At 70.7% G+C, this 14,983-nt stretch carries 16 protein-coding genes; 6 read left to right on the forward strand and 10 right to left on the reverse strand.

Annotated elements, in window-relative coordinates:
- From EES42_RS40850 to EES42_RS40865, 4 genes are all read left to right on the forward strand, one after another.
- Window positions 1-1,209 (forward strand): hypothetical protein (locus EES42_RS40850; protein ID WP_164495525.1); only part of this gene is annotated, 1,209 nt, incomplete at its 5' end.
- Between the two features lie 335 nt (window positions 1,210-1,544).
- Window positions 1,545-2,186 (forward strand): IclR family transcriptional regulator, encoded by a 642-nt coding sequence (locus EES42_RS40855; protein WP_124723277.1) that lies wholly within the window; start codon window positions 1,545-1,547, stop codon window positions 2,184-2,186.
- Window positions 2,187-2,327: 141 nt separating this feature from the next.
- Window positions 2,328-2,516, forward strand: coding sequence for a superinfection immunity protein (locus tag EES42_RS40860; RefSeq protein ID WP_124723278.1), 189 nt, complete (start codon window positions 2,328-2,330; stop codon window positions 2,514-2,516).
- A 181-nt stretch (window positions 2,517-2,697) separates the two neighbouring features.
- Window positions 2,698-3,486 (forward strand): S16 family serine protease, encoded by a 789-nt coding sequence (locus EES42_RS40865; RefSeq protein WP_124723279.1) that lies wholly within the window; start codon window positions 2,698-2,700, stop codon window positions 3,484-3,486.
- Here the strand turns inward: EES42_RS40865 and EES42_RS40870 are convergent.
- From EES42_RS40870 to EES42_RS40905, 8 genes are all read right to left on the reverse strand, one after another.
- Window positions 3,416-4,771, reverse strand: a complete 1,356-nt coding sequence (locus EES42_RS40870; protein WP_124723280.1) for an MFS transporter — start codon at window positions 4,769-4,771, stop codon at window positions 3,416-3,418. The genes EES42_RS40865 and EES42_RS40870 overlap by 71 nt on opposite strands.
- Entirely contained in the window at window positions 4,768-4,965 is a 198-nt protein-coding gene (locus EES42_RS40875; protein ID WP_124723281.1) for a hypothetical protein, read from the reverse strand. Before EES42_RS40875 ends, EES42_RS40870 begins: the two co-directional genes overlap by 4 nt.
- Window positions 4,966-4,995: 30 nt before the next feature.
- Window positions 4,996-5,622, reverse strand: coding sequence for a winged helix-turn-helix domain-containing protein (locus EES42_RS40880; RefSeq protein ID WP_124723282.1), 627 nt, complete (start codon window positions 5,620-5,622; stop codon window positions 4,996-4,998).
- 112 nt (window positions 5,623-5,734) lie between these two features.
- On the reverse strand, window positions 5,735-6,718 hold the full coding sequence (locus EES42_RS40885) for a glycine betaine ABC transporter substrate-binding protein (RefSeq protein WP_124723283.1): 984 nt from the start codon (window positions 6,716-6,718) through the stop codon (window positions 5,735-5,737).
- Window positions 6,715-7,617 carry an ABC transporter permease gene (locus tag EES42_RS40890; RefSeq protein ID WP_124723284.1) on the reverse strand — a complete coding sequence of 301 codons (903 nt, stop codon included), beginning with the start codon at window positions 7,615-7,617 and terminating at the stop codon, window positions 6,715-6,717. The genes EES42_RS40885 and EES42_RS40890 overlap by 4 nt, the downstream gene beginning before the upstream one ends.
- A complete protein-coding gene (locus tag EES42_RS40895; RefSeq protein WP_124723285.1) occupies window positions 7,614-8,885 on the reverse strand; it encodes an ABC transporter ATP-binding protein in 1,272 nt (423 codons plus the stop codon). Before EES42_RS40895 ends, EES42_RS40890 begins: the two co-directional genes overlap by 4 nt.
- Complete coding sequence (locus EES42_RS40900; RefSeq protein WP_124723286.1) at window positions 8,878-9,525, reverse strand: ABC transporter permease; 648 nt, start codon at window positions 9,523-9,525, stop codon at window positions 8,878-8,880. The genes EES42_RS40895 and EES42_RS40900 overlap by 8 nt, the downstream gene beginning before the upstream one ends.
- Window positions 9,526-9,540: 15 nt before the next feature.
- Window positions 9,541-10,014 (reverse strand): Lrp/AsnC family transcriptional regulator, encoded by a 474-nt coding sequence (locus EES42_RS40905; protein WP_124723287.1) that lies wholly within the window; start codon window positions 10,012-10,014, stop codon window positions 9,541-9,543.
- Window positions 10,015-10,147: 133 nt separating this feature from the next.
- Here EES42_RS40905 and hppD point away from each other — a divergent pair, with 133 nt between their 5' ends.
- A complete protein-coding gene (hppD, locus tag EES42_RS40910) occupies window positions 10,148-11,293 on the forward strand; it encodes a 4-hydroxyphenylpyruvate dioxygenase (protein WP_124723288.1) in 1,146 nt (381 codons plus the stop codon).
- 60 nt (window positions 11,294-11,353) lie between these two features.
- On the opposite strand, the gene EES42_RS40915 is transcribed toward hppD, so the two are convergent.
- Window positions 11,354-12,970 (reverse strand): tetratricopeptide repeat protein, encoded by a 1,617-nt coding sequence (locus tag EES42_RS40915; protein WP_124723289.1) that lies wholly within the window; start codon window positions 12,968-12,970, stop codon window positions 11,354-11,356.
- A gap of 97 nt (window positions 12,971-13,067) precedes the next feature.
- On the opposite strand from EES42_RS40915, the gene EES42_RS40920 reads away from it, so the two are divergent.
- Complete coding sequence (locus tag EES42_RS40920; RefSeq protein ID WP_124723290.1) at window positions 13,068-14,435, forward strand: FAD-binding oxidoreductase; 1,368 nt, start codon at window positions 13,068-13,070, stop codon at window positions 14,433-14,435.
- Between the two features lie 23 nt (window positions 14,436-14,458).
- On the opposite strand, the gene EES42_RS40925 is transcribed toward EES42_RS40920, so the two are convergent.
- Window positions 14,459-14,935 (reverse strand): SsgA family sporulation/cell division regulator, encoded by a 477-nt coding sequence (locus EES42_RS40925; protein ID WP_124723291.1) that lies wholly within the window; start codon window positions 14,933-14,935, stop codon window positions 14,459-14,461.
- Window positions 14,936-14,983 lie beyond the last annotated feature (48 nt).

Raw genomic sequence — 14,983 nt, forward strand, 5'->3', positions numbered from 1 at the left:
GCCGTGCCCGACGGCTCGTACCTGGTGAAGGTCGGCGACGGCACCAAGGAGGCGACCGCGCCCCTGACCGTCAAGGCGTACGTGCCCGGCGGGCCGCGGGCCATCGCGCTCTCCCGCTCCGGCGCACCGGTCGGCAGCGTCATCTCCGTCACCGGCAGCAACTATTTCCAGGACCGGTGGATCAACACCGTCGGCCTGGACGCGAGCGGGGCGACGCTCGACGACACCGCCGTCTATGTGAAGAGCACCCCCGACGGCACGTTCAGCGCCGAGTTCACCGTCTCCGACCCCGCCATCGCCGCGATCCAGGTCGACGAGGGAAACGATCCGGCCACCGTGCTCACCACCCCGTTCACCGTGACCGACGCCTCCGCGACGCTCTCCGCGGGCGCGGCGAAGGTCAGGCCGGGCGGAACGATCGCCCTCTCCGGCGGTGACTGGCCGTCCGGAACCACGCCCACCGCATCCCTCTGCACCGCCGACGGCGGTTCCTGCGACAGCACCCGGATCAGCGGCTCCACCCTCCGGATCGGCGCCGACGGAACGCTCGCCGGTACGGTCACCGTGGCCGGATCCACCCCGCGTGCCGTGTACGCGCTCCAGGTCACCGCCGGGGGAGCGCAGGCGCTCACCCCGCTGACCGTCGCCCCGTCCTTCGTCGTGCTCACCCCGTCGGCCGGTCCGAAGGGCACCGCCGTCACCGTCATCGGGCAGGGCTTCGCGAAGGTCGCGACCGTGTCCATCGTCGGGCTGCGGGCCGACGGCTCGCAGACGTCCGACCCGGTGAAGACCAAGGTGGTGGGGCTGGACGGGGCGTTCTCGCAGACCTTCACGGTCAACGCCGCCGACACCGTCGCCATCCGGGTCCGGGAGGTCCTCGTCAACCCCCGTACCGAGACGGCGGCGTTCACCGTCCAGGACGGGACCGTTCCCGCCGGACCGTCCTTCGCCCTCTCGCCGCCCGAGGGGCCCGTCGGCACGACGGTCCAGGTGACCGGACGGGGATTCGCCCCCGTCGCCACGGTCTCGGTGACCGGCCGCACCGCGGACGGCAAGCAGACCGCCGACCCGTACGTCACCCGGGTCATCGGACTCGACGGCACCTTCGCCCTCGACTTCACCGTCCGGGACCGGGCGACGAAGTCGATCCGGGCCTGCGAAGTGCTCGTGAACGGAAAAATTGTGCAGCAGTCGTTCACCGTGAGTTAACGGCAGTTCACTTCCGGTGCGTGAAGTGCCGCGAAGGCGTCGGCCGACCTGGACGCGCGTAGATCCCCAGGATCCGGCCGACGCCCCGCTGACCGGCGCTTATGCTGCTTCAAGCCAACTCCCCTTCCGGCAACGCCCGGATTCTGGACGAGGTCTTCCGCTGAGCGGACTCGCTCGCTACTGTCCCAAAAAATGAACGCCCCGTGGCAGAGCCGCAGCGGGGCGCAGCCGGTGCCTGGCCAGGCCGGCGGCCTCTCCGTGCGTCGCCGCTGGGACCGGCGGCGCACATTCCGTGGGAATCAGCCGCTGCCGCTCATCAAAGAGGAGAGGGCGTCGTGACCGCGGAAACCTCCCAGACGCTCGACCGGGGCCTGAGGGTCCTCAAACTGCTTGCCGACACCGACCACGGCCTGACCGTCACCGAGTTGTCCAACAAACTCGGGGTCAACCGGACCGTGGTCTACCGTCTGCTCGCCACCCTGGAACAACACGCCCTGGTACGCCGGGATCTGGGCGGCCGGGCCCGAGTGGGCCTGGGCGTGCTGCGCCTGGGCCGCCAGGTGCATCCGCTGGTGCGCGAGGCCGCGCTGCCCGCGTTGCGCTCGCTCGCCGAGGACATCGGGGCCACCGCCCACCTCACGCTGGTCGACGGCAGCGACGCGCTGGCCGTCGCGGTGGTCGAGCCGACCTGGACCGATTACCACGTGGCCTACCGGGCCGGTTTCCGCCATCCGCTGGACCGGGGTGCCGCGGGCCGGGCGATCCTCGCCGCCCGCCAGAAGCCGGTCGGCGAGACCGCCTTCACCCTCACCCACGGCGAGCTGGAGGCCGGGGCGAGCGGAGCCGCGGCCGCGCTGGTCGGGGTGACCGGTGTCGAGGGCAGCGTGGGTGTGGTGATGCTCGCGGACTCCGTACCCGAACGCGTCGGCCCCCGTGTGGTGGACGCGGCCCGGGAAGTGGCGGACGCGCTCCGGTAGCGAGCCCCGCGGCGGGCCGCTCGCCACCGGCCCGCGGGGCGGATTTCTGGCCGGATCACGTCTCGGCGGGTGCCCGGCCGGGCCGTATGTTTTCGGGGCTCACGCCTTGACCGAAGCGCGTGGCCGTTCCGGGGGGTTCCGATGGATGGTTCTATTTTCACGATTCTCGTCATCGTGGGTATCCCGTTGTATTTCCTGCCCTTTTTCATCGCCGCGGGGCGCGGGGTGAACACCGGCTCGGTGTTCGTGATCAACCTGTTCCTCGGCTGGACGTTCATCGGCTGGGTGGTCGCCCTGGCCATGTCGATGGGAACCCGGCGCACGCAGTAGAACGCCCCGGGACCGGGTGCCACGCCGTGAACGCCCCCAGGCCGGGTGCCACGCCGTGAACGCCTCCAGGCCGGGTACCACGCCGTGAACGCCCCCAGGCCGGGTACCACGCCGTAAACGCCTCCGGGCCGGGTACGGGGCGCCCGGCCCGGGTGTCCGCTCCGGCGGTTAGATTGGGCGGGTGCTCCCTCGTCTCTCGCGTCCCCGTGCCCTCGCCCTGTGCGCCCTGCCCGTACTCGCCCTGTTCGGTGTGGCCGCCTTCGCGCCGCTGCCGTTCACCCTGGCGCAGCCCGGCTCGACCGCGAACGTGCTCGGGAACGATCACGGCAAGCCGGTGATCAGCATCAAGGGCGCGCCGACCCGGCCCACCGAGGGTGAGCTGCGGATGACGACGATCCTCGCGACCGGGCCCACCGCCGATGTCGGCATCGGCGATGTGATCGACGGCTGGTTCCGTACGGACCGGGCGGTGCTGCCCCGCGACTCCGTCTACCCGACCGGCGGCTCCGAGAAGGAGATCGAGAAGCACAACCTGGACGACATGCGGAAGTCGCAGGACTCCGCGGTCGACGCCGCACTGAACTACCTCGGGAAGAAGCCCGGCTCGGTGGACGTGACCCTGAGCCTCGCCGATGTGGGCGGTCCCAGCGCCGGCCTGTTCTTCGCGCTCGGCATCGTCGACAAGCTCGACGGGGACGGCTCCGGGGGCGACCTCACCGGTGGCCGCAACATCGCGGGCACCGGCACGATCGAGGCGAACGGCAAGGTCGGGGCGGTCGGCGGGGTGTCGCTGAAGACTCAGGCCGCGCGCCGCGACGGGGCGACCGTCTTCCTCGTGCCGAAGGCGGAGTGCCGGGAGGCGGGCGCCGAGCTGCCCGAGGGGCTGCGACTGATCCCGGTCACGACCCTGAAGAGCGCGGTGTCCTCGCTCCGGGCGCTGGAGCAGGGGCACAAGGTCCCGAGCTGCTGATCTCCTCGGACGCCTGCGACGGTACGGACGCACGTCCGGCCACCGCCCCCGCACCGTCCATCGTGCGCCACACCGGGAACACCAGCGGGCTCAGTGTCGCCAGCAGGTACACCCCGCCCATCGCCAGCAGCGCGCCCTTCACGCCCGCGCTCTCGACCAGCAGTCCGGCCGCGAGACCGCCCACCGGCATGGCCAGTTCGCCGCCCGCCGTGAGGACCCCGGAGACCCGGCTGCGCAGCTCGTCGGGGACCGTTCCGTAGACCACCGTCGTCAGGATCGGGTTCAGCACCCCGCCCGCGAGCCCGCTCAGCGCCATGGTCACGGCGAGCGGCAGTGTCGTCCCGGTCAGCGCCGCGACCACGTACCTGGGCGCGCCGCACAGCAGCACGCACACCGTGAACACCGACCACCGCGAGAAGCGGTGCCCGACCGCCCCGTACAGCAGCGCCCCGGCCAGGCCGCCCGCGCCGAACAGCGCGGTGAGCAGCCCGATGTCGCCGGCGCCGCCCAGTTCGGCGGAGGCGTGCACCGGCAGCAGGACGGCGTACCAGCCCTGATCGGTGCCGTTCATGAACATCACCATCAGTACGACCGTCAGCAGCAGCCGGTTGCCCAGCAAGTAGGCGTAGCCCTCGCGCAGTTCGGTGCGGTACGCCCGCAGCGAGACCGGCGCCACGGCCTTCCGGGGCTCGGCCGCGCGCACCCCTCGTACGCCTGCCGCGATGAGCAGCGCGGACGTCAGGAACGTCGCCGCGTCCAGCAGCAGTACGGTCTCCGCGCCGACGAGCGCGATCAGCACACCGGCCAGCGCCGCCCCCACCATCCGGGCGCCGCGCGAGACGGCGTCGAAGAGGCTGGCGGCGCGGGCGAGGGTGGTGCCGGCGTGCTCGGCGAGATCCGGCACCAGTACGTAGCGTGCGGTGTTGCCCGGGGTGTGCATGAGTCCGCCGACCGCCATCAGCGCGCACAGCATCCAGAAGGCCAGGACGTCCGCGTAGTGCAGCAGCGGGATGGCGGCGACGGCGAGGCCGCACACCAGGTCGGAGCCGACGGACACCCGGCGGCGCCCGATCCGGTCGATGACGGGCCCGCCGATCACGGCGGAGACGACGATCGGCAGCGTCGCGCAGAAGGCGACGACACCGGCCCGGCCGGCACTGCCCGTGGTCTCCAGCACGAACCACGGGACGCCGATCAGGGTGAGTGAAGTACCGGCCGTGGATATGGAGTTGGCGGTCAGTACGGCGATGAGCGGGATGCGGCCGCGGTCCCCCCGACCGGTCATGCCGGACCGGGTATGACGTGGGCGTGGCCGGCCCGGTGGGGCAGGACGCGCAGCCCCAGCTCGACGAGGGCCCAGCCCAGCCGGGTGCGCAGATCGGCGCCCGGTGCGGTCGATTTCAGGCCGAACTCCGTTGCGCATCGCCGTAGTTCGGCGGCGCGCAGACTGTGCAGCAGCAGATGTGTGTCGGAGTGCACGGCGATGTCCTTCCGGTCGGGAGGGGCTGGTTATTCCGCGGGGCGCGGGAAGAGGTGCAGATGGCTGCGAACGTTGGCCGATCCTTCGGCGTCCTCGGGAACCCGGCCGCGGTAGCTCTCGATGAGTTCGTGGACCTTCCCGATCAGCTCCTCGGCGAGGTCCGGGGTGAGGCGCACCTGGAAATCGCTGATGTCCCAGCTCTGGCGCCACTCCTCGGGCCACTCGGACATGGTGCCGATCCAGGTGTTCACCTCCCGGGCGTGCGCGGTGGCCATCTCGTGGAGTACGACGTTGACCGCACCGCGCACCTCGGGGTCGGGGTGGCTCAGGAATCTGCCGCTGTCGAAGACGGTGCCCCGGTGTGCGGCCCGCCACCAGCGCTCGCGGCCCTTGCCGCGCTCCGGGTCGTCCTCGACGAAGCCGTATGTCGCCAGCTGCCTGAGGTGGTAGCTGGTGGCACCGCTGGACTCGCCGAGCCGGCCGGCGAGACCGGAGGCGGTGGCGGGGCCGTACTCCCGCAGTGCGGCCAGCAGCCGCAGCCGCAGGGGATGGGCCAGCCCGCGCAGGGTGCGGGCATCGACCTTGTGGACGTTCTCGGCTTCGTGCGCGTTCTCGGCGTCGGCGGGCGTCTCGGCGCCGTCCTCTGTTGCGGGCATGAGTAGACCGTAGAGTTACAAAGCTTTCTTTGCAACAGGATCTTTGCAACAAGATCTTTGCGACGAGGCTTCTCGGTCCCCTCGGTCCCCTCGGTCCCCTCGGCTCCCCGGCTCACCCCTGCTTGATGAACCCCTCCTGGATCAGCCAGTCCTTCGCCACCTCGTGCGGGTCCTGCCCGTCGACGTCCACCTTGGCGTTGAGCACCTGGGCGACCTCGGTGGTCAGCTTCCTGCTGACCGGGTCGAGCAGCCCGGCGATCTGCGGATACTTCTCGAAGGTCTTGGTGTGGATGACCGGTGCCGCGTTGTAGTTGGGGAAGAAGTGCTTGTCGTCCACGAGCACTTCGAGGTCCATCGCCTTGATCCGGCCGTCCGTGGTGAACACCTCGCCCAGCAGGCAGGAGTTGGACTTGGAGACCTGGGTGTAGATGATCCCGGCGTCCATCTTCTTGATGTTGGCGGCCGGCAGCGACATCCCGTACGCCTTCTCCATGCCCGGCAGTCCGTCGTCGCGCGAGGCGAACTCGTTCTCCACGCAGATCGTCACCGCCGACGGGTTCCTCTTCGCCAGTGCCGCGACGTCGGAGAGCGTCTTCAGGTGGTACTTCGCGTTGTTCTTCCGGCTGATGGCGAGCGCGTAGGTGTTGTTGAGCGTGGACGGCGTCAGCCAGGTCACCCCCGTACGGCGGTCCTCGTCCCGGACCGCCGTCCACTGCTTCAGCGGGTCGGGGATCGGCTTCGCATGGCCGAGGTACGTGATCCAGCCGGTGCCCGTGTACTCGTACATCGCGTCCGCGTCGCCCTTGACGATCGCCTCGCGCGCACTGATCGAGCCGGGCAGGTTCGTCCGGTCCAGGACCTCCGCGCCGGCGGCCTTGAATACCAGGCCGATCATCTGGCCCAGGATGATGTTCTCGCTGAAGTTCTTCGAGGTGACGGTCAGCGAGGCACCGTCCAGCGGCTTCCCCCGGCCGACCGAGCCCGGCACCACGTCGTCCACCATCGGCGAGCCGCTCTTCAGCCCGCACCCGGAGAGCAGCAGCGCCAGCGCCACCGCCCCCACCAGGCCGGCACGCACCTTCCGCGGGCCCGTCATCGCCCCACCTCCAGTCCGCGCGGTGTCAGCGCCACCTCGACCAGTGAGGCCAGCCAGTCCACCAGCAGCGCCAGCACCACCGTCAGCACCGAACCGAGCACCAGCACCGGCATCCGCTGGGTCTGGATGCCCGAGGTGATCAGGTCCCCGAGACCGCCGCCGCCGACGAAGGTGGCCAGGGTCGCCGTGCCGACGTTGAGCACCAGGGCCGTACGCACGCCGGCCAGGATCAGCGGTACGGCCAGCGGCAGTTCGACCTTGGTGAGTGTCCCCGTCGCCGACATGCCGATGCCGCGCGAGGCCTCGACCAGATTGGGTTCGATCGCCTTGAGGCCGGCCACCGTGTTGGAGAAGACCGGCAGCACCGCGTAGATCACCATGCCGATGATCGCCGTCGACGGGCCGATGCCCAGCCAGATCACCAGCAGGGCCAGCAGACCGATCGCCGGTGTCGCCTGCCCGATGTTGGCGACCGCCGTGACCACCGGGGCGCCCTTGCTCAGCCTGCGCCGGGTCAGCGCGATCCCCAGCGGAATGGCGATGATCAGCACCCAGAACGTCGAGATCGCGGTCAGCCGCACATGCTGCCACCAGCGCAGCTGCACATTGCCGCCGGTCAGCGAGTTCCGCGCGATCGAGTCCAGATGGACATTGGTGATCCACAGGTACGTGACGGCCAGCACGACCGCGAGCGCCACCGGCATCACCACCAGCTTGCGCCAGGTGAACCGGCGCGGCGGACCGGCCGGCGGCGGGGCCGGCTCCTCCTCCTCGTCCCGGAAGGCATGGCCCTTGACGTCGTGCTCGCCGGGCGGGCGGTCCTTGTCGGAGGAGGGCACCGGGGGCCCGGAGCGCGCCCGGCGGGAGGACTCGGGGTTCAACGGTGTGTTGGGGGTCATGCGCCCGCACCGCCCTCCAGCTCCGCCTCGGTCTGGTGGCTGCGCAGCTCCTCCAGGTCGTGCTGGTGCTCGATGGCGGCGAGCCGGTCGGCCTCCAGCAGTTCATGGACGGAGTTCATCAGGGTCTGCATGTCGACGACGCCGATGAACTCGCCGCGCCGCCCGGTCACCGCGACCCGCCCGCCGCTGTCGGTCAGCACCGCCTCCAGCGCGTCGTGCAGCGTCGCGTCACGCGTCACCGTGTCGTGGACCAGCTGCCCGGCCCGCGCCAGCGAACCCCGGGCCCGCATCAGGTCGCCGCGCCGCAGCCACTTGTACGGGCGGTTCCTGCGGTCCAGCATCAACAGCTCGTTGTGCGGGCCGCTGCGCAGCTTGTTGAAGATCGACTGGAGCGGGTCGTCGACCGTCACCGTGGGGAACGCGGCCATCTCCACATCGCGTACCCGGGTGAGGTTGAGCCGCTTCAGCGCCGCACCGGCACCGACGAAACCCGAGACGAAGTCGTCCGTCGGATTGGTGAGGATGGCCTCCGGGGTGTCGAACTGCGCGATGTGCGAGCGCTCCCGCAGCACCGCGATCCGGTCACCCAGCTTGATCGCCTCGTCGAAGTCGTGGGTGACGAAGACGATCGTCTTGTGCAGTTCGTGCTGGAGCCGGATCAGCTCGTCCTGGAGGTGGTCACGGGTGATCGGGTCGACCGCGCCGAACGGCTCGTCCATCAGCAGCACCGGCGGATCGGCCGCCAGTGCCCGCGCCACGCCCACCCGTTGCTGCTGACCGCCGGAGAGCGCGCGGGGATAGCGCCCGTGGAACTCCCGCGGATCCAGCCCCACCAGATCGAGCATCTCCTCGACCCGGTCCTTCACCTTCGACTTCGACCAGCCGACCATCTTCGGTACCAGGGCGATGTTCTCGGCGACCGTCATGTGCGGGAAGAGCCCGGACGACTGGATGGCGTAGCCGATCTTGCGGCGCAGCTTCACCGGGTCGATGTCGGTGACGTCCTCGTCGTTGATCCTGATCCGCCCGGACGACGGCTCGATCAGCCGGTTGATCATCTTCAGGGTGGTGGACTTCCCGCAGCCGGACGGGCCCACGAAGATCACCGTCTCACCGGCCTTGATGTCCATCGAGACGCTGTCCACCGCCGGGTTCGGATTCCCCGGATAGTGCTTGGTCAGGTCCTCCAGCTGGATGGTGGCGCCGGAGGTGGTTCTCTCCGCTTCGGCGCTACCGGCGGAGGTGCTCCCGTTGGCGGTCTCAGACACGGATCCCCCTCGGGATGGTGAGCCGCCCGAGCAGTACGTACGCGGCGTCGAAGAGCAGGGCGAGGATGACGATGCCGAGCGTGCCCGCGAGGACCTGGTTGAGCGCGTTGGCGCTGCCCAGCGAGGCGATGCCGCGGAAGATCTCGTTGCCCAGGCCGGGGCCCGAGGCGTACGCGGCGATGGCGGCGATGCCCATCAGCATCTGGGTGGAGACCCGGATGCCGGTGAGGATCGGCGGCCAGGCGAGCGGCAGTTCCACCCGGCAGAGCCGGGCCAGCCGGGACATCCCGATGCCCTTCGCCGCGTCGACCAGCGCCGGATCGACGCCGCGCAGCCCCACGATGGAGTTGCGGACGATGGGCAGCAGCCCGTACAGCGTCAGGGTGATCACGGTGGGCGCGACCCCGAGGCCGACGAGCGGGATGAGCAGGCCGATCGCGGCGAGGGAGGGGATGGTGAGGATCGTCGCCGTCGAGGTGATGGCCAGTGACCCGGCCCAGCCGCTGCGGTAGGTGACGACCCCGATGACGATGCCCAGCACGGTGGCGATCACCATGCACTGGAACACGGCGCTGACATGCTGGTACGCGTCGGTGAGCAGCTGTTGGTGCCGGTTGCCCAGGTACTCCCAGAAGCTCACACGTCACTCCTCGGCTCAGTCGTGGTCCGCCGCGGCCTGCTCGACGAGCGGGATGATCCGCAGCGGGACCGGGTTCTCCATGACGATGGCCGTGGAGGCCCGGACAATGCCATCAAAACCGACAACCCGGTCGATGACCCGTTGGAGATCGGCGTTGGAACGCGCGACGAGCCGGCAGAGCATGTCGCCGTGCCCGGTGGTGGTGTGCAGCTCCAGCACCTCCGGTACACCGGTCAAGTGGGCCCGTACGTCGGCCCCTTGGCCCTGCTTGATCTCCAGGGTGGCGAACGCGGTGACGGGGTAGCCCAGCGCCGCCGGATCGACCGCCGGACCGAATCCCCGGATGACGCCATTCGACTGAAGCCGGTCGAGCCGGGCCTGCACCGTCCCGCGGGCCACGCCGAGCCTGCGCGATGCTTCCAGTACGCCGATGCGGGGCTCACGGGCCAGCAGCACGATCAGCCGCCCGTCCAGATGATCGATCGCCATGGTCCGCTCCGAAGGGTCGACGTGATGGTCATCGTGTACAGATAGCCCGCCCATCATCCCCATACGCTATACAGATTGCCCAGTGATTTCGCGAACTATTGCGCACCTTGCGAAGCGGCGAGAGCCTTCGGACATGACTGAGACTCTGCACACCACCCCCGAAACAGCCCGGCAGGCCGACCCCTTCCCGGTCAAGGGAATGGACGCGGTCGTCTTCGCCGTCGGCAACGCCAAGCAGGCCGCGCACTACTACTCGACGGCGTTCGGCATGAAGCTGGTCGCCTACTCCGGACCGGAGAACGGCAGCCGCGAGACGGCGAGTTACGTACTGACCAACGGATCGGCCCGTTTCGTCTTCACCTCCGTCATCAAGGCCGCCACCGACCACGGCCGCTTCCTCGACGCCCATGTGGCCGAGCACGGCGACGGCGTCGTCGACCTGGCCATCGAGGTCCCGGACGCCCGAGCGGCCTACGCGTACGCGGTCGAGCACGGCGCCCTCGGCCTCGACGAGCCGCACGAGGTCAAGGACGAGCACGGCACCGTCGTGCTCGCCGCGATCGCCACGTACGGCAAGACCCGCCACACCCTCGTCGAGCGCACCGGCTACGAGGGCCCTTACCTGCCCGGCTACGTCGCCGCCGCGCCGATCGTCGAGCCGTCCGCCAAGCGCACCTTCCAGGCCATCGACCACTGCGTCGGCAACGTGGAACTCGGCCGGATGAACGAGTGGGTCGGCTTCTACAACAAGGTCATGGGCTTCACCAACATGAAGGAGTTCGTGGGCGACGACATCGCCACCGAGTACTCCGCGCTCATGTCGAAGGTCGTCGCCGACGGCACCCTCAAGGTCAAGTTCCCGATCAACGAACCGGCGATCGCCAAGAAGAAGTCCCAGATCGACGAGTACCTGGAGTTCTACGGCGGCGCCGGCGTCCAGCACATCGCGCTCGCCACGAACGACATCGTCGCCTCGGTACGGGCGATGCGCGCTGCGGGCGTCCAGTTCCTGGACACGCCCGACTCCTACTACGACACCCTCGGCGAGTGGGCGGGCGAGACCCGCGTGCCGGTGGAGATCCTCCGCGAGCAGAAGATCCTCGTCGACCGCGACGAGGACGGCTACCTGCTGCAGATCTTCACCAAGCCGGTCCAGGACCGCCCGACCGTCTTCTTCGAGATGATCGAGCGCCACGGTTCGATGGGCTTCGGCAAGGGCAACTTCAAGGCCCTCTTCGAGGCGATCGAGCGCGAGCAGGAGAAGCGCGGCAACCTCTGATCCCTCGGATCGGCAGCCTCTGATCCCTCGGGATCGGCACGCGACCGGCCCCGGGCCCCGTCAGGGGGAGCCCGGGGCCGGCCTCCGCGCTTCGGGCCGTTCCGGCTCGGGCTCCGGGGCCGGCTGCATGTCCGGCGGGCCGCCCGGCAGGGGAAAGGTCAGATCGTCCAGGGACTTCTGGGCGGCGGGCCCGGCCAAGGGGGAGAACCCGGGGTTGGTGTGCAGGGCCGCCTCCAGACTGCGGCGCGCCGGACCGTACTCCCGCAACGCCTTCTGGATCACGCCCAGGTGGTACGCGTACGAGGCGTGCTGCCCACCCGTGTCGACCGCGTGGGCCGCGTACTCCAGGGCGGCGGACGGGTCGCCGGAGCGGTGCAGGGCCCAGCCCAGCGCGTCCGCCACCGCCGCGCTGCGGTGCGAGCGCGCCCACTCGGCGTCCAGCAGTTCGACCGCCGCCGCCGGATCCCCGTGATCGGCCTCGAAACGGCCGCGCAGCAGTGCGTGGTCCACGCCCTGGCCCTCGTCCCGGGCGAGCGCCCGGCGAAGCTGCGCGTACTGCTCGTCGGCCTCCGCGTCCAGCCCCAGCGACTCGTACAGCTCGCCCAGCTCCAGCAGGTATTCGGGCCGGGGGAGCTGCGCCAGTGCCGCCCGGTAGTCGCGCCGGGCCTCGTCCGTACGGCCGAGCGCCACCAGCGCCCTGGCCCGGCCCGCGCGCGACGCGTGGTGGGCCCGGTCGGTCCGCAGCGCCGCGCCGAACTGCGCGACCGCCTCCTCGGGTTCGCCCCGCTCCCAGGCCAGTTCGCCCAGCAGATGCAGGCACTCCGCCTTCTGCGCGGGCGTGGTCGCCCGGTCCGCCGCGGCCCTGGCGCCGGCCAGCGCGTCCTCGGGCCGGCCGCGGTCCAGGTGCATCCGTGCCGTCTGCACGAGCGCCGGAACCCCCGCCCGCAGCGCCGCGAAGCGCTCCACCGCCGTACTCACGGCCTTGTGGTCCCCGAGCCCGCCGTACGCGTCGATCAGCGCCGGATACACGGCCCACTGCTTCGGCTCCCGCGCCCGCACCGTCTCGCCCCACTTCCGCGCCGCGACGAAGTCGTGCCGGGCATCGGCGAGCTCCGCGAGGCCCACCAGGGCCGCCGTGTTCCCGTTCTCACCCGGCCGGACGTCCAGTGAGCGCTTCAGCGCCTGCTCGGCCCGGCCGTAGTACGCCGCGTCCGCAGCACGCCGCCCCCACTCCACGTAGGCCGTACCCAGCAGCGCCCAGGACCGCGCGTCGGACGGATGCGCGCCCACCCACTGCTGCCGGTCCCCGATCAGCGCCGTCAGATCGGAGAGCGAGGCCGGGGCACCGGCGGCGGTCGCCCTCAGCGCACGCGAGACCGGGCCGGGCACGGGCGGCCGCGACGCCTTCTTCCCGTCCTCCGGAACGGCCACCACCGCACCCGTCACCAGCACCGCACCCGCCACCACGCCCAGGGCCGCCCGGCGCAGCGTCGCACGCAACGAGAGCGGCGGGGGCTCGGCCAGCGACTCCGGATCGACGAGCGAGGAGAGCGCGGAGGCGCCGACGGGGGCGACAGAAGCGGCAGGGGCGGAAGGGGCGGAGGGGGCGGAGACGTCAAGGGGTGGGTGGCTGCTCGGATCGGGGGGCTGCGGAGGCTGCTGCGGCATGACATCCATGCCGATCACTCTGCGTCAGTAATAAGAGCACACCGCGCCTTGCGAAGGCCGCCGCAGACGGGTTCACACCAATGGGCCCGGGTGTCACGCTTGGATCATGGACGGTCTTCTCGAACAACTTCGTGCCGGTCTGCCGGCCGAGTCCCTGATCACGGATTCCGACGTCACCGCCTCGTACGCCCACGACATGGCGAGCTTCTGCGAGGCGGGCACGCCCGCGGTCGTCGTGCTCCCGCGCACCGTCGAGCAGGTCCAGCACGTCATGCGCACCGCCACGGCCCTGTGCGTCCCGGTCGTCCCGCAGGGGGCCCGTACCGGCCTGTCGGGCGCGGCCAACGCCTCCGACGGCTGCATCGTGCTGTCCCTGGTGAAGATGGACCGGATCCTGGAGATCAGCCCGGTCGACCGGATCGCCGTCGTCGAGCCGGGCGTCGTCAACGCGGTGCTGTCCCGGGCGGTCAACGAGCACGGTCTCTATTACCCGCCGGACCCGTCCAGCTGGGAGATGTGCACCATCGGCGGCAACATCGGCACCGCGTCCGGCGGCCTGTGCTGCGTGAAGTACGGGGTCACCGCCGAGTACGTACTCGGCCTGGAGGTCGTGCTCGCCGACGGGCGGCTGCTCACCACCGGCCGCCGTACGGCGAAGGGCGTCGCCGGATACGACCTCACCCGGCTCTTCGTCGGCTCGGAGGGCAGCCTCGGCATCGTCGTCAAGGCCGTGCTCGCGCTGAAGCCCCGGCCGCCGCAGCAGCTGGTCCTGGCCGCGGAGTTCCCGAGCGCGGCGAGCGCCTGCGACGCGATCTGCCGGATCATGGAGCGTGGTCACACTCCGTCACTCCTCGAACTGATGGACCGTACAACGGTCCGGGCCGTCAACAAGATGGCCAACATGGGCCTCCCCGACACCACCGAGGCGCTCCTGCTCGCCGCCTTCGACACCCCGGACCCGTCGGCCGATCTGGCCGCCGTCGCCGAGCTGTGCACCGCCGCGGGCGCCACCGACGTGGTCCCCGCCGAGGACGCCGCCGAGTCCGAAATGCTGCTCCAGGCCCGGCGGATGTCGCTCACCGCGCTGGAGACCGTCAAGTCGGCCACGATGATCGACGACGTCTGCGTACCCCGCTCGAAGCTCGGCGCCATGCTGGAGGGCACCGCTGCCGTCGCCGAGAAGTACGACCTGACCATCGGTGTCTGCGTGCACGCGGGCGACGGCAACACCCACCCCGTCGTCTGCTTCGACCACACCGACGCCGACGAGTCCCGGCGGGCCCGCGAATCGTTCGACGAGATCATGGCGCTCGGCCTGGAGCTCGGCGGCACGATCACCGGTGAGCACGGCGTCGGCCTCCTGAAGAAGGAGTGGCTGGCGCGCGAGCTCGGCGAGGTCAGCGTCGAGCTGCACCGGGGCATCAAGCAGGCGTTCGACCCGCTGGGGCTGCTCAACCCCGGCAAGGTGTTCTGACGGCCGGGCGGAACGGCGCCCGCTCACGCCTCGCCGTCCTGCGACTCGTCGGACGGCCACGGGTCGCGCATCCACAGGTCGTCGGCCGGCAGCGGGGCGAGCAGCTCGGCGAGGCCCTCGTCGATCCCGAGCCGCTCGGCCTCCGTGCCGGGCGGGACCACCCGCAGCGTCCGCTCCACCCAGGCGGCCACCGCGGCGGACGGCACCTCCAGGAGCGCGTTCCCGTCGGGCGAGGTCAGCGCGACGAAGATGACGTTGCGCCGGTCGACCTTGGTCGGCCAGATCCGGACATCCCCGTGACCGCACGGCCGGAACACGCCCTCGACCAGCAGATCGCGGGCGAACGTCCAGTGCACCGGGAAGTCGGAGCCGATGTGGAAGGCCACGTGCACGGCGTACGGGTCCTCCGTCCGGTACGTCAGACGGGCGGGGACGGGGATGCTGCGCTCGGGCGACAGGACCAGCTTGAGTTCCAGCTCGCGTTCCACGGTGGTGTGCATGAGTGCGTCCTTCCGGTGCCTGTGGACCGGTCCCATGACCGGCCCGCA

Origin of the sequence: Streptomyces sp. ADI95-17, assembly GCF_003846175.1 — a bacterium.
Lineage (GTDB): Bacteria > Actinomycetota > Actinomycetes > Streptomycetales > Streptomycetaceae > Streptomyces > Streptomyces sanglieri.